Origin of the sequence: Pseudomonas sp. FR229a (genome assembly GCF_030209115.1) — a bacterium.
GTDB lineage: Bacteria > Pseudomonadota > Gammaproteobacteria > Pseudomonadales > Pseudomonadaceae > Aquipseudomonas > Aquipseudomonas moraviensis_A.
The window spans coordinates 1-17,912 of sequence record NZ_JARVSP010000040.1 but is presented as its reverse complement, the minus strand read 5'-3'; the positions used below and the strand labels follow the sequence as shown (position 1 = coordinate 17,912).

Genomic DNA, 17,912 nt, shown 5'->3' with positions numbered 1-17,912 from the left:
GTCGGCGTATCTCGTAAATATCCCACGGTCAGTCCCCTCTCCCTCTGGGAGAGGGTTAGGGTGAGGGCGCTTCCTGGCTCACCGCCATGGCTTCGGCTCGCCGAGCAACTGCCCCTGCACGCCATACAGGCCCATCTCGCGAATCACCGACAACTCCCCTTCGGTCTCGACCCGTTCGGCAATCAACGGCAGATCGATGCTGTGCGCCGCGCGCTGGATCGCTTCGATGAACAGACGCTTGTCGCTTTCCTGATCGATGGCCCGAATGTAGCTGCCATCGATCTTCAGATACGCCAGACCTAACCGCGCCAGGTTGCCAATCATGCTGAAGCGTCCGCCAAAACGTTGCAGGCTCAGCGAGAAACCCAGCTCGCGCAGGCGTCGGGTCAACTGCTCCAGCACCGCCTGTTCAGGCAACTGCTCCTCACCGATTTCCAGAGTCAGACGCGCGCCGAGGTTGGAGTGTGCGCGCAGAATCTCGAACACTTTGTTCAACGCCTGCGGATCGGCCAGCGTCGCCGAGGACAGGTTCAGCGCCAGCGAATCCTCGTGCGCCTTCATCTGCTCGAGCACGCGTTCGAGCATCAGCCGATCGAGCCGTGCGGTCCAGCCGAAGCGCTCCAGCCACGGCAGGAAGCGTCCGGCGGGAATAGTCTGGCCCTGCTCGTCGAGCAAGCGCGACAGCACTTTGTAATGCAGCACCAGTTGCGTGTCCTGCGCGGCGACCACCGGCTGGAAATACAACTCGAAACGCTGCTGACTCAAGGCCTGATCCAGCAGTCGATGCCAAGCGTGATGATCGTCGCCAACCTCCGCTACCAGACTCTGATCGATGCACGCCCAATTCTGCTCGCCCTGGCCTTCGGCCTGCGCCAATGCCTGATCGCCCAGGGTCAGCACTGCTTGCGGCGAATCACCATGGGCGAACGGCGCCAGCCCGATCGAAGCCACCGCCGGCACATCGGTCGCGCCGGTGGCATGCAGGCTGCTCAGTGCATTGTCGAGATTTTGCGCCAGCTGCAACGCCTCCTCGCGCACCAGCCCCGGCGCCAGCACGGCGAACTCACCGCCGCGAATTCGCGTTACCAAGTCTTGAGTCTGTGGATATCTTGCGCACTCGCGGGTCAGTTGCTCACCGACGGCTTTGAGCAACTGGTCGGTGCGCTGGCCGCCGAGACGCTGGTTGAGCCCGGCCAGATCCTTGACCCGCAACAGCAGCAGATAACCGGAACTGGCCTGCTCCGGGTTGCTAACCCGGTTGTTCAGTTGCATCTCGAAATAGCGGCGGTTGGCCAGGCCTGTGAGGTTGTCCTGATAGGACTCTGTGCGCAGTTTTTCGCTGCGCTCGGCCTGCTCCTGAAACAGCGTCTTGAGCTTCTCGACCATCTGATTCATCGCCTGCACCACCCTGCGCAACTCAGGCGTGCGCGGCAGATCCGGCAGGCTGAGAAACTCGCGGCGGGCGATGGCATGGGACTGCTGGACCATGTAATCAAGCGGCTTCAACTGCCGACGCAGCAGCAGCGCGCCGAGCACCGCGCTCAGCGCACCGCAGATCAACAACCAGCCGAGGCTGCCCAGTGCGCTCTGCCACAGCTTGGCCACGGCGAACATCGGATGGCTGACCACCTCGACCCGCGCCGCCTGCTCCCAGCCGCGGCTGACCAGCGCATCGCCACCGGCCGGTTCCAGACCGATCAGTCTGACGAACCAGTCCGGCACGTTGCTCACCGCCGGAGTGCCGCTGCGCTCGACAATGGTCTGCTCGGTCTTCACGTCGACCACGCGAATGCTCGCGTAATAGCCGCTGTCGAAAATCGAACTGACCAGCAGCTCGACCATCGCCGGGTCGTCGATATTCGGCGTCAGCGACAACGCCAGCGCCGTCGCGGCGTCCTGCGCATGGGAGCGCAACTGGTTGACGTACTGGGTGCGCGAGCTCTCCAGGCTGACCATGAAGCTGCCGGTGAAGGCCACGACCAGGAACAGACAGATAGCGATCAACAGCTGTTTGAACAAAGACATCTGAGCGCGTGCTCCTAGTTAGTCGTCTCGACCGGAAAACCTTCGGCCTGCATTTTTTTCAGCACATCCTGCCAGCGCGACAGGCGTTTGGTGTCGCCGACCTTTTTATTGCCCTTGGCGCCCGGCAGATACAGACCTTCGGCATTGAAAGAGTAGACCGGCAGCAAATCGGTCCGCTGCGACGCCGGCTGGATCGGATCGATCAGGCTGTCGAGCACCAGCGGCATGGCATCGGGGGTCGCATAGTACGTCAACACCATGTGCGCGCGGTTCTGCCGCAGCGCCTTGACGTAGGTGATGCGCAGCTTGTCACTGGAAACCCCGAGATGGCGCAGGCTGAAATACTTGGCGATCGCGTAGTCTTCGCAGTCGCCAGCGCCCTTCCACAGCGCTTCGATCGGGGTTTCCCAATAATCCACCTCGCGCCAGAGATCGATGTCCTCGACGTAGCGCACCTGCTTGTTGAAGAACAGGTTCACCACCTTGAGCTTGTCCATCTCACTGACCTGCTTCTGCGTCGCCAGCAGATTCTGCCAGGCGTCGATGCGCTGCTGCCCGGCACCCAGTGGCCCGTAAAGAGCAGTGGCCTTGCGGCTGATCGCGGAAAAATCCCAATCGGCGTGCAGACCGCCCAGCATGACGCCGGCCAGCAGCAATGCGCAGCCAAGCCAGCGCAAGGTCCGAGGGATCGCGAAACGTACCGCCACAGCAGGTTTCCAGAGGACAGAAAGGAAGCGTTTGATGGTGAAGCTTAGCCCGGCAAAAAACAATGGCACCGTGAGATCATCGAAAGACGCGCTAGACTTGAGATGGCAGCGTTATGTTTTACAAGGTTTGACAACCTGTAGAGCAATCACTAGTGTCATTTGGATCCAAATATTACGACCTACAGGGTGTGTTGTCGTGACTCAGAAGCCCAAACCGCTGCACAGCATCAAAGTCGAAGGACCGATTCCTGCGCATCTGGCCCGGTCGGTAATTGAAGAAACCCTGCGCTCGGCCATTCTAGATGGTCGTCTGCCCTGTGGCACAGCGTTGCGCCAACAGGATCTGGCCGACCTGTTCGGGGTCAGCCGTATGCCGGTGCGCGAGGCCTTGCGCCAACTGGAAGCGCAAGAGCTGCTCAGCGTCACCACGCACAAAGGCGCCGTGGTTGCGCCGCTGATCCAGGGCGATGCCACCGAAACCTACGAGTTGCGCATTCTGCTCGAATCCGAGGCATTACGGCAGTCGATTCCGTTGCTGACTGACGCCGAGCATCAACTCGCCGCCGGCTATATCGACGAACTGGAAGCCCAGCACGATTACAACGAAATCGGCCGCCTCAACCGTCTGTTCCACATGGCCCTGTACAGCAAGGCGCCCAATCAGCGCCTGCTGCGCCTGGTGGAGGACGGCCTCAACGAGGAAGAACGTTTCCTGCGTTTCAACCTGGAAGCCATGGGCCTGGGCAAGCTGTCTCAGGACGACCACCGCGCCATGCTTCACGCCGTGATTGAGCGAGACATCCCGCGTTCACTCGAACTGCTGGAGCAGCACCTCAACCGTGGCGTTGAGGTCATCACCCGCTACCTGGCGACCCCCGCCGCGCAGAAGCGCCATACCGCACGCTGATATCTCGCCCGCCGAATAATCCCCTTACAAATCTTCGCGACCGCTCTGCTGCCAGCTCTGGCAGCGGATCGGCGCGTGCGCGGCTGCCCGCCGCGCCCGGACCAGCGCTTTGTCGCTCTATGCCAATGACCAATCGGTAATAGCCGTGACGGCAATTTACCCGCACTCTTCCAGCGCCAACCCTATAGAACGGGGACACGCCGCCCTGACGGCACAGTCTCCGCAACAGGAACCTACGGAAGGAGCCTTGTCACGGGAAACAGGAAGTCATGGCGCCGGTCCCGGCCAACTTTCGCCCCCATCAATTCAATCAATCTCCTTAGTTAAAAGTTGCTTCGAGTGAGGCATTCACTCTTTTTATCAATTTTGGCCCCAATTAGCCGAAAGGAGCAACTTCGCCCAAATAAAACTTGCTCTGAAAGTTTTATCGGCAACTTTCATACCTGAAAAACAACCAACTTAAAATAATTGAAAATAAACTTGTTAATTGCTTTTGCCCTGTATTAGCTTTCTCTCGCCAGGTTTGAACTTTGTCGTTCACCGCGGCATACCTCACGTACCAAACGCAGCAACCGTGGCCCCGCAACGGCGTCAGAGCGCGATATTGAAAGTGTCTGGATAACTTCCATCCAACTTTCTCCATCGCTTACAGCAACTGAAAAGATCTGTGCACCCCATATCACTGATAAAGGACATCATGATGCCCACTAAGCAGCAACTCGCCCTGAAGAAAGCCGAACTGAGTATTCACCCGATCTTCTCCGAGATTACTTCGTTATCGGTACTACGCCGTTTCATGGAAACCCATGTATTTGCCGTATGGGACTTCATGTCGCTGACCAAGCGCCTGCAACAGGAACTGACTTGCACACGCTTGCCCTGGCTACCGCCGCGCGATCCCCACGCGGCGCGGTTGATCAACGAGATTGTGCTGGGGGAGGAATCGGACGATCGCCTCGATGCCGGCCATTACAGCCACTTCGAGTTGTACCTGGATGCGATGCGCGAAATCGGCGCGAGCACCACAGCAGTGGAACGCTTCGTCGCGTTGCAGCAGGAAGGCGTGAGTTATGACGTTGCGTTGCAAAGCGTCGATGTCGAGCCGGCTGCGGCGCAGTTTGTCCGCGACACCTTGCAGATTGCCCTGCAAGCGCCGGGACACAGCGTCGCCGCCGCATTCCTGCATGGTCGCGAGAGCGTTATCCCGACCATGTTCCAGCGCATCCTCGATGACTGGGGCATCGGCATCGAACAGGCGCCGACTTTCCGGTATTACCTGCAACGGCACATCGAAGTCGACTCCGAGGACCACGGCCCCGCCGCCGAGCAGTTGCTGGAACGTCTGGTCGATGGCGATCCGCAGCGCGCAGCGGAAGTCTATGCCAGCGCCATCGCCGCCGTGGAAAGCCGCATCGCCCTGTGGGACGGGCTGCGCCTGAGCATGGGCGCAGAAGTTGTCGAGGTGGCCCAATGAACGCCGCCGACTATCAATCCTTCGCCGAGGCCTGGGAAACCCGCGCGACTATTCGTACCCGTCCGCGACGGGTGCTCGAAGACGATCAGCGCCTGATCTACCCGCTTAGCCGCCAGCCGCTGGTGCTCAGCGAAACCTTCCTGCGTGAATGCCCGCAACAGCGTGATTTCGCGCTGGTGCAGACGTTGTACAAATTCATCAATGACGTAGTGATTTTCGAAACCGAAATCGTCGACAAGACCGCCCGCAGCATTGCCAAGAATCGCTTCGCCGTGGCGTTCCCGTTCGCCTGTCGCTACGACGCGATGACCGTGGTGGTCGATGAGGATTACCACGCGCTGGTAGCCATGGATTTCATGCAGCAAACGGTGGCGCTGACCGGTATCGAACCGATTCAGTTGCCCGACGAAATCGAACTGAGCCGGGCGATTCCCGCCGCTGTGGCACTGGCGCCGGAGCACCTGCGCAGCGCGGTGGAACTGATTTGCGTGGCGATCGCCGAAAACACCGTGACCGGCGACGTCGCCGCGTTCGCCCGCGACGATTCGGTCAAGCCGTCGATCAAGGGCCTGATGGCCGACCATTTGCTCGACGAGGGTCGCCACTCCAGTTTCTGGGCGCGGATGGTGCGCATCTATTGGCACACCGCCAGCGACGCGGACCGCGAAACCATCGCGCAGATTCTGCCGGTATTCATCGGCCATTACCTGACCAATGACATCCAGAAGTCCTTCGACCTGCGCCTGATCGATGCACTGCCGGTCAGCGAAATCACCCGGCGTTCACTGCGCGAGGAAATCGCTGGATTGGCCTTCCCGATCAACCGCCACCACCCGTTGGTGGGCAACATCGTCAAGTTTTTCCACAACAGCTCGCTGCTCGACACACCGTGTGTGCAGCACGCCCTGCGCGACTATCTGGTTTGAGGAGGCCGACATGAAACGTCTCGACATTTTGCTCACCGGCGCCAGCCAGGCCATGACCGATCTGGCCCGGGAACTCGAACAGCATGGCCATGCAGTGACGCGCAGCGGCGCGACACCCGCGGCGGTGGATCTGATCATCGACGATGGCTTTATCGGCGCCGGCGACTTCTGCGCGATCCCGCATCTGCACCTGCGCCTGGGTGTCGCGGCACAAGCTGACGGCGGCCTGCCGACCCTCGACTTGCTGTGCTTCCTCGGCTCGTCGCTGATCAGCCGTGTGCCGATCGGCGATGAGCCGTCCGGCAATGGTCAGTCCTTACGCCAGCGAGCGCTCGTCCATGTGGTCGACGAAGTGGCGTTGCTGGTCAGCCGTTTTTCCCGCGATGCCGATTATTTTCGCCATGCCCCTGCGCTGAGCGCGCCGGATTTCGAACGGCTGGAAGACCTGCTGTTTCTCGACAAACTGGCGTACGTCCACCGCCTCAACAATACGGCGAACCCTGCACTGCTGCAGCAAGCGCAGACCCCGCTGATCGAGCGCCTGCAACAGAGCCTGATCGAGCATGCCGAACGGCCGGCGCTATACCTCGGCGGACAGACCATCAGCTATCGCCAGTTGCACGCCCACAGCCGCGCGATTCAACAGCGACTGCTGCCGTTGCTCGAGCAACATCCGCAGCCGTGGGTGGTCGGAGTCTGCCAAGGCAAGAACCCGGCGTTGTTCGCTTCGATCCTGGCGATTCTCGGCAGCGGCGCGGTGTACTTGCCGCTGGAGCCGAGTCATCCGCTGCAGCGCCAGCAATACATCCTGGAAAACGCCGGCGCTGTGTTGTTGCTCCACGATGGGCGGCAGACGCTCAGCGAATCGATAACAGGGCTGGATGTCAGTGGCATCGAGGCGACCGACGCCGATCTCGATCGGCCGCTGATGCTGCACCCGCCCGAGCTCGATGCGCCGTGCATGGCGCTCTACACCTCGGGCACCACCGGGCATCCGAAAGGCGTGCTGCTCAGCCAGGCCAATCTCGCTCACTTCACTGCGTGGTACGCCGACCATGTGCGATTGCGCGCCGAGAGTCGGGTATTGCAGTTCTCGTCGCTGAGCTTTGATTCGTCGCTGATCGACATCTTTCCGAGCCTGCTCGTCGGCGCGGAGCTGGTGGTGCCGGACGACACCCAGCGTCGCGATCCTTTGCAACTGGTTGCGCTGATTCGCCGTCGGCAACTGACTCACGCCTTCCTGCCGCCGGCGCTGTTGAGCATCCTGCCGCTGCAACCACTCGAAGGCCTGCAGGTGATGACCGGCGGCGATGTCTGCGAGCCGTTCGTCATTGAACAACTGACCCGGCAAGGTACCCTGCACAACCTGTACGGCCCGACCGAAGCCACCGTGCTGATCACCGCGCGCCAGCTAAAACGGGGCGACAGCAACCGCACGCTGGGAGCGCCGATCGCCAACAGTCAGGTGCTGATTCTCGACGACGATCTGCAACCGGTGCCCAATCAAACCGTCGGTGAACTGTTCATTGTCGGCCCGGGTGTCTGCCTCGGTTACCTGAACAACCCGCAGCAGACCGCCGAGCGCTATCTGACCCTGTTACTGCCCGGCGGCGAGACCTTGCGCGCCTACCGCAGCGGCGACATGGCCAAGTGGGGCGAGCACGGTATCGAGCTGTGCGGGCGGCGCGACAATCAGGTGAAAATCCGCGGCTTTCGCGTCGAGCCGGAAGAGATCGAACGCTGCCTGCGCGAGAGTCGCTTGTATCGGCAGATTGCCGTGGTCATCGACAGTCAACGACGCATTCTGGCGTTCCTCACCCAGCCACAGACCGAGACTGCCCGGGACGAACTGAAAGCCCATGCCCGGCAGTTTCTGCCGGACTACATGCAACCCGTGGCATGGACCGAACTGCCGCAGATGCCGTTCGCCAGCAACGGCAAGGTCGATCGCAAGGCGCTGTTGGGATTGCCGGTGAGCGTACAGGACAGCGCTGCGAAATGCCTGCCGGCGAACGCCGACGAAGCGCTGTTGCTGGAGATCTGGGCCGAGTTGCTGGAACTGCCGACCAGCGACATTTCCACCGACGAAAGCTTCTTCAATCTCGGCGGCCATTCGATTCTGCTGTCGCGGATGTTGCTGCGCTTGCGCGAGGAATTCGGCCGAAGCATTTCGATCAATCGCTTCATCGAACTGCCGACGATCAGCAAACTGGCGACGCTGGTGCGCGGCACCGACGACAGCGCGGTACTCAGCGCTCAGGCCATGGCCGACGCCGAGCGCACGCTGGATATCGAACCGCTGCCGATCAGCCGCATGGGCGATGTGCACAAGGTCATCGTCACCGGCGCCAACAGTTTTGTCGGTGTGCACATCGTCGAAGCGCTGCTCGGTTGGGGCGCCAGCGAGGTCGCCTGTCTGGTGCGCGACGGCGCCGGGCAAACGGCAACCCAACGCTTCGCTCAGGCCCTGCGCGAAAACCGTCTGGAGCATCTCGATCTGAGCCGTGTGCGGGTTTATGCAGCGGATATGAGTCGCCCGCAGCTGGGTCTGGGCGATGACGATTATCAGCGCCTGGACCGCGAGTTCGGCGCGCTGGTGCACAACGCCGCCAACGTCAACCACGTACTCGATTACGAGTCGCTGGCAGCGGACAACGTCGAGCCGATCTTTGCCTTGCTGAAGCTGTGCGAAGGGCGGAGCAAAAAGGTCTTCAATTTCGTCTCGACCCTGTCGGCCTCCAGCACCGTGGATGACGCCGGTCGAGTGCTCGAGTTGCCCGCCGCCGCGACGCCACCCATCTACATTCGCAACGGCTACAACCTGTCGAAGTGGGTCGGCGAACGCATCCTTGAACGAGCGCGCGAGCGCGGTGTGCGGGTCAATCTGTATCGCCCCGGCAATATCAGTTTCAACAGCCTGAGCGGCGTTTGTCAGCCGCACAAAAACCGCTTGATGCTGATGCTCAAAGGCTCGATCCAGCTCGGTCAGGTGCCGGCCTTTGCGCTGAATTTCGACCTGATGCCGGTGGACTTTCTCGCCCGCTTCATCGCCTTCCATGCCAGCCGTTATTCAGCGGAGCGCGCAGTGTTCAATCTGCACAACCCCGAGCCGCTGAGCTGGGATGCCTACGTCGCTTCGTTCCGCGAAACCGGCAGCGAGTTCTCGCTGGTCAGCGTTGCCGATTGGCAGCAGCAACTGAACCGGGTCGACGCCGACAACGCGCTGTTCGGCGTGCTCGGTTTCTACCTCAACGGTTTCGAAGAAGACATCGGCGATATCTCGCTGATCGGCCACGCCAACGCCGAGGCCGGCGTGCAGCAGATGGGCGCGCACTACCCGCAGAAATCCCCGGCGCTGTTGCGTCGCGGTTGCGACTACCTGAAAGAAATCAACTTTCTCTGACTCATCAACAAGGAGCAACACCATGAGCAATCTGCAACCCGACACCCTGATCAAAAACCCGCAAGGCTGCCATGTTGTGTCGTCGGTGGAAGTGCCGGCGGACGCGGCAGAAGTCTGGGCCGTAGTGGGCGATTTCGCCGGCTTCGATCGATTCATTCCGGCGCTGTCGCACACCGAAATGACCGGCGAAGGCGTGTCTTCGCTGCGCAAGAAAATCTTCAAGGACGGCAACATCGTGGTCGAACAACTCAACGCCCGCGATGAACAGGCGCGGCGCATGACCTGGACGACGATTTACAACACCTTGGGGGTGGCGAATCTGTGGGCGGCGATGCAAGTGGAATCGCTGAGCGAAAGGAAGTCGCGAGCGACCTGGACGATCATCGCCGAGCCGGCTGCGGGTGGGGATGAAGCGTTGCCGGGATTCAAGGATTTTGTGCAGGGATTTGCCGATGATGCGATGGGCAATGTCTTGAAGCTGTTTGTTTAAGGCTTCGGATTTGCGGTGGATGTCACACCGCTTTCGCGAGCAGGCTCGCTCTCACATTTCGATTGCATTCCTTCTATAGGAGTGCGGTCACCCTGTGGGAGCGAGCCTGCTCGCGAAGAACGATAACGCGGTCAGATCTTGAAGCTGTCGACCAACTGCTTCAACCGGTTCGCCTGTTGCGACAACGCATCACAATCCTTCAACGTTTCGTTGAGGTTGGCCACGCTCTGCTGATTCAACAGGTTGATCTGGTTGACGTCGACGTTGAGGGTTTCCACCACCGCAGTCTGCTCTTCGGTCGCAGCTGCCACCGACTGGTTCATGCCGTCGATTTCGGCGATGCGCTGGGTCACGCTGACCAGGCGCAAACCGGCCTGATTCGCCACTTCCACGCTCTGCTCACTGGACGCCTGGCTGGCGTTCATCGTGCTCACCGCTTCACGCGAACCTACCTGCAGCGAGGTGATCATCTTGTGGATCTCTTCTGCCGACTCCTGGGTGCGATGCGCAAGGTTGCGCACCTCATCAGCGACCACGGCAAAACCGCGTCCGGCTTCACCGGCACGCGCGGCTTCAATGGCCGCGTTGAGCGCCAGCAGGTTGGTCTGCTGCGAGATGCCTTTGATCACATCGAGAATGTGGCCGATGTTGTCGGTGCTGGCGTTCAAGGTCTCGATCTGCGTGCACGACAGGCTGATCTTCTGCGACAACTCGGTCATCGCCTGAATCGTCTGCTCAACCACCTGACGCCCGTCATCGGCTTGCTCGGAAGCACCGCTGGCGTGCTGCGACGCATCCGCCGCGTTGCGGGCGATTTCCTGAGTGGCCGCGCCCAATTCGTTGATCGCGGCAGCGACGCTGTTGGTGCGTGCACTTTGCTCGTCGGAACCGATGATCGACGCGTTGGACGACGCCATCACCCGTTGCGACAGATCATGCACATGGCGGGTGGCGGGTGGCGGGTGGCGGAAGATACTTCGGAAATCGACGCGTGAATCCGTTCAACGAACTGGTTGAAAGCGCTGCCCAACTCACCGAATTCGTCTTTGCTTTCAACCACCAGACGCCGGGTCAGATCGCCCTCGCCTTGAGCGATATCTTTCATCGCACGGCCCATGGTGATCAGCGGACGCATCAACACGTTGATCAACAGGCTCAGCAGCAACGCAATCGCCGCGACCGCGACAAACATGGCGATCAGCGCCGAGGTGCGGAATTGGCTGAGTGCGGCGTAGGCCTTGTCGCGATCGATCGACAGACCGATGTACCACTGCGCATTCGGCAGATCGCTGACCGGGGTGAACGACAGAATGCGTTCCTGGCCGTTGAGCACCACGTTCTGGTTGCCCTTCTCGATGCGCACGTTGGTGTTCGGGTAGATGTCCTTGAGGTTTTTCATCACCTGATCTTTGTCCGGGCTGACGATCACCTGGCCGTCACCGCTGACCAGAAACGCATGGCCGAGGCCACCGAAATCCACCGAATTGATGATCTTCACCAGCGTTTCCAGACTCAGGTCACCGCCGACCACACCGAGCAGTTCGCCGTCCTTCTTCACCGGCATGGCGATGGTCACCACCAGGCCACCGACTGCCGCCATGTAGGGCGGCGTCAGCATGGTTTTGTCAGCGACCACTGCCTGCTTGTACCAGGGGCGCTGACGCGGATCGTAACCGTCCGGCATCTTCGCATCGGGACGTTGGGTGAAGACACCGTTGGCCTGCCCGACATAGGTGAACTGGAAGTTCGACGTGAAGGCTGGTTGATCGACCAGTCCGGGGAAGTCGGCATTCTTGCCTTGATGAGCCACGTTCTGCGCGAGGTTTTCCAGCACCAGAATGCGCCCGCTCATCCAGTTCTGCACGCTGCTGGCGGTCAGGTCACCGGCCTGCTGCACGGAGGACTGCAGATTCTGGCGAATGGTGTTTCGCTGCAAGTAATCGTTGTAGAGCGTGAACAAGGCGAACGCCAGGACGACGACGCCCGACGCGGCCAGGAGGATTTTATGGCTGAACTTGAGATTCATTTCAGAGGACTTCTTATGCCAAAAGTGGGTATGCGTTCCGGATGCAACATTCCATGTACAGCGCAGGCAGCATTCTTCTGGCCGCTCTACTTTGGTGCACGCATTTCTCACCAGTCTGTCGGCCAGTCGGCGATAAATCTTAGGGTCGAGTAGGAAATGGATGAGATTCGTGACTGATTCCCGCCGAACGGCGTGCCAGAGCGGCTGAGGTGAAATTTTTCTCACTGTCCTCAGGACGACAGTTGCAAAATCGGTAACCCTTGATGACAATGCGACTAATTATCATTTGTGACGTTCGGGCTGGCGTGGTCATGTCTTCACCTGAGTTGGTCGTACAGGCGCTTTACGGTAGTCATCACGGCTGGCTGAACGCTTGGCTGCGCGCGCATCTGGGCAATGCGGCGGATGCCGCCGATCTGGCTCAGGACACTTTCCTGCGTCTGCTCCAGCGCACCGAGCGCCTCGAATTGAAAGCGCCCCGAGCCTTTTTGCGGACCATTGCCCGCGGTCTGGTGATCGACCATTGGCGCCGCGAGGAAATCGAGCGCGCTTATCTGGAAACCATTGCTCACCTGCCTGAAGGCGAAGCACCCGACACGGAATCCCGCGCATTGGTGCTTGAACTGCTGGAGAGCATTGCGCGCATGCTTGAAGGACTGAAGCCGAAAGTGCGTCAGGCGTTTCTGCTGGCGCAGTGTGAAGGTCTAACCCACAAACAGATCGCCGAGCAGCTGGGCGTGTCGGTTCGCTCGGTGGAACGCTACGTCGCCGATGCGTTGTTTCACTGCTATGTGTTGCGGTACGAACGCTGATGCCTGTGGATAACCTCTCACTCGGTAGCCGCGTTGAACCTCGACAACAGGTGGTTAAACAAGCGATTCACTGGCTGCTGCGGCTGCGCGACAACCACGGCAATTCCCGCCTGACTCGCCAATGCGAGCAGTGGCGCGCCGAGCACCATGAGCATGAAATCGCCTGGCAACGGGTGCAGTCACTGCACGCCGAATTGAGTTCCAGCCTGCGTGCCGTGCCCGGCGCGCAGGTCGCGTTCAACACCCTGGAAAACAGTGCGCAGGAGCTGGGCCGACGCCAGGCTTTGAAGTTGCTGTCCGGTGCGCTGTTGATGGGATCTGCCGCGTGGCTGGCCAAGGACAGCGCCGCCTGGCAGCAATGGAGCGCCGACTACGCGACGGCGACCGGCGAACGGCGCGGCTTCCAGTTGCCCGACGGCACGCGGATCGAGCTCAACACCGCCAGCGCCGTAGATCTGGATTACACCGCCCGGCAGCGCCTGATCAAACTGACCCGCGGCGAAATCATTATTACCTGCGGCGGCTCTGACGAAGGCGCGGCGACGGATCGACCGCTGCGCGTACAGAATCGCCACGGGAGTTATGAGCCGTTCGCTGCGCGTTTCATTTTGCGTCAGGAAGATCAGTGCACGCGGCTCAGCGTTACCCGTGGCCGAGTGGTGGTTCGCGCTGGCGGTGATTCGCTCGAAGCCCTCGCCGGGCAGAGCTTTCTGGTCGATCAAGGCGGTTTGCGCGCGGCACCGACGCTGGATATGGATGCGGGCGCCTGGCTCGATGGCTTGATTGTCACGCGCAATATGCGGCTGGGCGACTTTATTGCTGAAGTCGCCCGTTACCGCCCGGGGTTTCTGAGTTGCGCGGCGGATATTGCTGAGCTGCGCTTGTCCGGTGTGTTCCGTCTGGAGGACACCGACAGGCTGCTGGCGGTCCTGCCGCAGACGCTGCCGGTGCAACTGCGCTACCGCACCCGTTGGTGGGTGACCCTCGAGCGCGCGGTGTGAAATTTTTTTGGCGGGTTTTTCCAGGCAGTCCGGCTTAGTCAGTAAGCACTTCAACTCAGCCCTCGCGACTGCCTACGGAAATCCATGATGACTGTCCGCGCTACTTGTAAGAACCCTCTGAATTTCACTGCAGAATCGACACTGCTGCGCCATGCGGTGCGGGCAGCCCTGCTGTCCACCGCGCTGGGTGTCAGCGTGTTACCGAGCCTGAGTCTGGCCGCCAACCCTGCCGGCACCGAGGTCAGCCACCGCTACAACATTGCTGCCGGGCCACTGGGCGAGGCGTTGAATCAGTTTGCCCGGCAGGCCGGCATCACCTTGTCGATGACGCCGCAACAGACCCAGGGTCAGCAATCCCCGGGCGTGCAGGGTGAATATTCGACCGATCAGGCCTTGAGCCATTTGCTCGGCGGCTCGGGACTGGAAGCCGTCAGTCAGGACGGCAGCAGCTACATCCTGCGCCCGCTCGCCGAAAGCGAAGCACTGGCCTTGCCGACTACCGACATCAAAGGTTTTGCCCTCGGCAACGCACTGGGCAGCATGGCCGGCTACAACGCCACGCACAGCCAGATCGCCACCAAGACCAGTACCGCATTGCTGGAAACCTCGCAAAGCGTGTCCGTGGTCACGCGCGAGCAAATGGATGACCAGGGCTCGCAAACCGTCTCGCAAGCGATGCGCTACACCCCGGGCGTGCTGACCAACCCGTACGGCGCCACGCATCGGTATGACTACGTGGCGATGCGCGGTTTCAACGACGGCTCGGTGGACAACATCTACCTCGACGGCCTCAAGTCGATGGGCGACAGCGGCACCTACAGCACCATGCAGGTCGATCCGTATTTCCTCGAACGCGTGGATATTCTCAAAGGCCCGTCGTCCGTGCTGTACGGCCGCAGCTCACCCGGCGGTCTGGTCGCACTCACCAGCAAAAAACCGTTGTACGAGGCGTACCACCAGGTGCAGGCCACCGTTGGGACACAAGGCCAGCGTGGGGTTGGTTTTGACTTCAGTGGCCCGGTCGATGACGACAAGCGCATTGCTTATCGGCTGACCGGATTGAGCGATCAGTCCGACACGCAATTCGACCACAACAAGGAAAAACGCTTCGCTCTCGCCCCGACGTTGAGCATCGATTTCACTGAAGACACCTCGCTGACCCTGCAGGCCTATCTGCAGCACGATCCGGACGGCGGCTACCACGGCGGCGTTCCGGCGGACGGCACGATCCATCAGCGTAATGGCGACCGTATCTCGCCGCGCTTCTTCGAGGGCGAGCCGGGGATCGACGGTTACTCCCGTGACCAGCAATCGTTCGCCTACCAGTTCGAACACCGATTCAACGACGTCTTCACCGCCCGGCAGAACTTCCGCTATCTCGACTCCAAAGTGAATATGGATCAGGTCTACGCCTATGGCTGGACGACCCCGACCAGCAACGAACTGAACCGCTATTACACCGGCGGCGATGAGCGCCTGCATGCGTTCATCGTCGACAACATGCTGCAGGCGGAATTCTTTACCGGCGCGACCAAGCATACGGTGCTGATGGGCGCGGATTATCAGCGGCGTAAAACGGTGGTCGACTGGACCAGCGGTGGACTGGCACCGATCAATGCGTTCAATCCGGTGTACGGCAACTCGGCGATCGAGATGTACGGCGAGACCAGCTATCTGCGTCGCCTCGAACAGACCGGTGTGTATCTGCAAGACCTGATCGAGATGGACAAATGGCGCTTCTCGCTGGGTCTGCGTCAGGACTGGGTGGAGACCTCCGATGAAAACCGCATTGCTGAAGCGGGACGTCCTGTTGGTACAGAGATCAATGATCGACGCACGAAACTCACTGGCCGCGCCGGCGCGTTATACCTGTTCGATAACGGTCTGGCGCCCTACATCAGCTACTCCGAGTCGTTCAATCCGAACTCCTATGCAGACAGCGCCGGCAACCCACTGGCCCCCACCGATGGCACGCAGTGGGAAGTCGGATTGAAGTATCAGCCACCAGGCACCGACAACTTGTTCACCGCCTCGCTGTTCCGCATCGATCAGGAAAACCTCGCGACCAAACTGCCCCAGGAGAACTTCTATCGCGCGGTCGGCGCTGTGCGCTCGCAAGGTCTGGAGCTGGAGGCGCACATGCAACTGACCGACAACTTGAAAGTACTCGGCAGTTACACCTTCACTGACATCGAGTATTCCAAATCGATGATCAGCACTTTGAGTACACCGACCGACGTAATCGAGAACAAGGGCAACTCACCCACTCAAGCGCCCCGACACATGGCCTCGCTGTGGGCTGACTACAGATTCGACAGTGCCGCACTTGATGGTCTGCGCCTGGGTGGTGGTGTGCGTTACGTAGGCTACAGCTGGGCCGATGCCGAGAACACCATGAAGGTGCCCTCCTATACGTTGTTCGACGCGTCGATTGGTTACGACTTGGGTAAGGTCGGCTTGAAAGGCGTGGATGTACGGCTCAATGCGAACAACCTGACCAACGAATCCTATGTCGCGTCCTGCGCCAGTCTGAACTTCTGCTACATGGGCGAAGAACGCAACGTAGCGGCGACCGTCAGCTATCAGTTCTAAAGCATTGTCCTGCGTATAAAAAAGCCAGCCCCTGATCTCAGGGGCTGGCTTTGTCGTTTCTTCGGGGTGTCTTGCATGCGTGCGTTTCTGGTTTTGTTGCATCGTTACATTGGCTTGGCCATTGCGGTGTTTTTATTGTTGGCCGGGCTGACCGGCAGTGTGCTGGCGTTCAATCACGAACTGGATGAATGGCTGAATCCGCAGTTCTTTGAGGCGACGCCAGTCGGTGAGCGCTTGTCGCCGGGCGTGTTGGTGGATGCGGTGCAGACTGCACATCCGAAACTGCAGGTCTGGTACATGGAGTATCCCCATGAGGCGGGGCATACGGCGCTGCTGGCAGCAGTTCCACGCAACGATCCTGCGACGGGCCAGCCGTTTGATGAACGCAATCAAGTGTTCTATCTGGACCCGGTCAGTGCGGAGCAAAAAGGCGCGCGCTACTGGGGTGAATGCTGTTTTAAGCGGGAGAACCTGATCCCGTTCATTCTGGAGTTTCACTACAACCTGACATTGCCGGGTAACTGGGGATTGCTGTTGATGGGCCTGGTGGCCATCGCGTGGGTGATCGACTGTTTTGTCGCATTGTGGCTGACCTTCCCGCGTGGCAAGCCATTCTGGAAGAAATGGGCTACTGCGTGGAAGGTGAAAAGCGGGCATGCCTACCGCTTGAACTTCGACCTGCACCGCGCCGGAGGATTATGGCTATGGCTCCTGCTGTTGCCGATCGCCGTCAGCAGCGTCGCGATGAACTTGCCTAGTCAGGTGTTCAAGCCTGCTGTTTCGCTCCTTTCGCCGATAGAGCCGAGCGTTTATGAAGCCAGAGGGCGAATGCCGGTCGATGAACTGGGGACGACACAGTTGAACTATCAACAGGCGTACGAAAGGGCATTGCAGGAGGGGAAGCAACTAGGACTGACGGCGGCAATCGGCGAGTTGTATTACAGCTTTGAGTACAATTTTTACGGCGCCGGATTTGGGCAGCACGATACGGACGCACACGGTAAATCCTGGTTGTTCTTTCACGGTACCGATGGCCGATTATTAGGACAGGAAATAGCAGGACAGGGCACGCTTGGGGAGCAGTTCTATCGACTCCAGTTGCCGATACATGGGGGACGGATCATCGGGGTGACAGGGCAGATAATAATCGCAGTATTGGGTGTGTTGATTGCGGGGTTGTCAGGGACGGGGGTTTATATCTGGTGGCGCAAGTGGCAGGCAAGACGCAGCAGCAAGACCCGTAAAACAGCCTGATTTTCGTACACGCTTAAATGACAAAACCCCTGTCTGCGTTAGCAGACAGGGGTTTCGGAATTCAATCTTGACGATGACCTACTCTCACATGGGGAAACCCCACACTACCATCGGCGATACATCGTTTCACTGCTGAGTTCGGGATGGGATCAGGTGGTTCCAATGTTCTATGGTCGTCAAGAAATTCTTTATCTGGCCCGTCAACACGGTAACAAGCCAGCAAAAACAGGAACTTCTACTAAAACAAAACCCCAACTGCTTTCGCAATTGGGGTTTCGGAATTTAATCTTGACGA

13 protein-coding genes and 1 rRNA gene are annotated in these 17,912 nt (G+C 59.9%); 9 read left to right on the top strand and 5 right to left on the bottom strand.

Features of this window, described 5'->3' with window-relative positions; all coding sequences use genetic code 11:
• Positions 1 to 78: 78 nt before the first annotated feature.
• Together lapD and lapG are read right to left on the bottom strand one after the other, a co-directional pair.
• The gene (gene lapD / locus QRN33_RS26100; protein WP_064364559.1) at positions 79 to 2,025 is read right to left on the bottom strand and encodes a cyclic di-GMP receptor LapD; all 1,947 of its coding nucleotides are present in this window, start codon (positions 2,023 to 2,025) and stop codon (positions 79 to 81) included.
• Positions 2,026 to 2,039: 14 nt separating this feature from the next.
• Positions 2,040 to 2,732: a cysteine protease LapG gene (gene lapG, locus QRN33_RS26095; RefSeq protein ID WP_024011112.1), complete on the bottom strand. Its 693-nt coding sequence runs from the start codon at positions 2,730 to 2,732 to the stop codon at positions 2,040 to 2,042.
• Positions 2,733 to 2,928: 196 nt separating this feature from the next.
• Here lapG and QRN33_RS26090 point away from each other — a divergent pair, with 196 nt between their 5' ends.
• From QRN33_RS26090 to QRN33_RS26070, 5 genes are all read left to right on the top strand, one after another.
• Positions 2,929 to 3,639 carry a GntR family transcriptional regulator gene (locus QRN33_RS26090; RefSeq protein WP_064364558.1) on the top strand — a complete coding sequence of 237 codons (711 nt, stop codon included), beginning with the start codon at positions 2,929 to 2,931 and terminating at the stop codon, positions 3,637 to 3,639.
• A gap of 697 nt (positions 3,640 to 4,336) precedes the next feature.
• Complete coding sequence (locus QRN33_RS26085; protein ID WP_064364557.1) at positions 4,337 to 5,113, top strand: DUF3050 domain-containing protein; 777 nt, start codon at positions 4,337 to 4,339, stop codon at positions 5,111 to 5,113.
• The gene (locus QRN33_RS26080; protein ID WP_042610137.1) at positions 5,110 to 6,039 is read left to right on the top strand and encodes a diiron oxygenase; all 930 of its coding nucleotides are present in this window, start codon (positions 5,110 to 5,112) and stop codon (positions 6,037 to 6,039) included. Before QRN33_RS26085 ends, QRN33_RS26080 begins: the two co-directional genes overlap by 4 nt.
• Positions 6,040 to 6,049: 10 nt before the next feature.
• Entirely contained in the window at positions 6,050 to 9,442 is a 3,393-nt protein-coding gene (locus tag QRN33_RS26075) for an amino acid adenylation domain-containing protein (RefSeq protein ID WP_285410953.1), read from the top strand.
• 22 nt (positions 9,443 to 9,464) lie between these two features.
• Positions 9,465 to 9,932 carry an SRPBCC family protein gene (locus tag QRN33_RS26070; RefSeq protein ID WP_285410952.1) on the top strand — a complete coding sequence of 156 codons (468 nt, stop codon included), beginning with the start codon at positions 9,465 to 9,467 and terminating at the stop codon, positions 9,930 to 9,932.
• A gap of 131 nt (positions 9,933 to 10,063) precedes the next feature.
• On the opposite strand, the gene QRN33_RS26815 is transcribed toward QRN33_RS26070, so the two are convergent.
• Positions 10,064 to 10,849 (bottom strand): methyl-accepting chemotaxis protein, encoded by a 786-nt coding sequence (locus QRN33_RS26815; protein WP_502945041.1) that lies wholly within the window; start codon positions 10,847 to 10,849, stop codon positions 10,064 to 10,066.
• Positions 10,849 to 11,958: a HAMP domain-containing protein gene (locus QRN33_RS26810; RefSeq protein WP_502945040.1), complete on the bottom strand. Its 1,110-nt coding sequence runs from the start codon at positions 11,956 to 11,958 to the stop codon at positions 10,849 to 10,851. Before QRN33_RS26810 ends, QRN33_RS26815 begins: the two co-directional genes overlap by 1 nt.
• Positions 11,959 to 12,269: 311 nt before the next feature.
• On the opposite strand from QRN33_RS26810, the gene QRN33_RS26060 reads away from it, so the two are divergent.
• From QRN33_RS26060 to QRN33_RS26045, 4 genes are all read left to right on the top strand, one after another.
• Entirely contained in the window at positions 12,270 to 12,770 is a 501-nt protein-coding gene (locus QRN33_RS26060; protein ID WP_285410951.1) for a sigma-70 family RNA polymerase sigma factor, read from the top strand.
• Entirely contained in the window at positions 12,770 to 13,771 is a 1,002-nt protein-coding gene (locus QRN33_RS26055) for a FecR domain-containing protein (protein WP_285410949.1), read from the top strand. The genes QRN33_RS26060 and QRN33_RS26055 overlap by 1 nt, the downstream gene beginning before the upstream one ends.
• A gap of 87 nt (positions 13,772 to 13,858) precedes the next feature.
• Positions 13,859 to 16,363 carry a TonB-dependent siderophore receptor gene (locus QRN33_RS26050; protein ID WP_285410947.1) on the top strand — a complete coding sequence of 835 codons (2,505 nt, stop codon included), beginning with the start codon at positions 13,859 to 13,861 and terminating at the stop codon, positions 16,361 to 16,363.
• Positions 16,364 to 16,438: 75 nt separating this feature from the next.
• On the top strand, positions 16,439 to 17,617 hold the full coding sequence (locus QRN33_RS26045) for a PepSY-associated TM helix domain-containing protein (RefSeq protein WP_285410946.1): 1,179 nt from the start codon (positions 16,439 to 16,441) through the stop codon (positions 17,615 to 17,617).
• Between the two features lie 65 nt (positions 17,618 to 17,682).
• On the opposite strand, the gene rrf is transcribed toward QRN33_RS26045, so the two are convergent.
• A 5S ribosomal RNA gene (gene rrf, locus QRN33_RS26040) occupies positions 17,683 to 17,798 on the bottom strand.
• Between the last annotated feature and the right edge of the window lie 114 nt (positions 17,799 to 17,912).

Coding starts and splice junctions, on each gene's coding strand:
- QRN33_RS26045 (WP_285410946.1), top strand. CDS start 16,439: ATGCGTGCGTTTCTGGTTTTGTTGCATCGTTACATTGGCTTGGCCATT.
- QRN33_RS26810 (WP_502945040.1), bottom strand. CDS start 11,958: ATGAATCTCAAGTTCAGCCATAAAATCCTCCTGGCCGCGTCGGGCGTC.
- QRN33_RS26075 (WP_285410953.1), top strand. CDS start 6,050: ATGAAACGTCTCGACATTTTGCTCACCGGCGCCAGCCAGGCCATGACC.
- QRN33_RS26060 (WP_285410951.1), top strand. CDS start 12,270: ATGTCTTCACCTGAGTTGGTCGTACAGGCGCTTTACGGTAGTCATCAC.
- QRN33_RS26055 (WP_285410949.1), top strand. CDS start 12,770: ATGCCTGTGGATAACCTCTCACTCGGTAGCCGCGTTGAACCTCGACAA.
- QRN33_RS26815 (WP_502945041.1), bottom strand. CDS start 10,849: ATGGCGTCGTCCAACGCGTCGATCATCGGTTCCGACGAGCAAAGTGCA.
- lapD (WP_064364559.1), bottom strand. CDS start 2,025: ATGTCTTTGTTCAAACAGCTGTTGATCGCTATCTGTCTGTTCCTGGTC.
- QRN33_RS26080 (WP_042610137.1), top strand. CDS start 5,110: ATGAACGCCGCCGACTATCAATCCTTCGCCGAGGCCTGGGAAACCCGC.
- QRN33_RS26050 (WP_285410947.1), top strand. CDS start 13,859: ATGACTGTCCGCGCTACTTGTAAGAACCCTCTGAATTTCACTGCAGAA.
- QRN33_RS26085 (WP_064364557.1), top strand. CDS start 4,337: ATGATGCCCACTAAGCAGCAACTCGCCCTGAAGAAAGCCGAACTGAGT.
- QRN33_RS26070 (WP_285410952.1), top strand. CDS start 9,465: ATGAGCAATCTGCAACCCGACACCCTGATCAAAAACCCGCAAGGCTGC.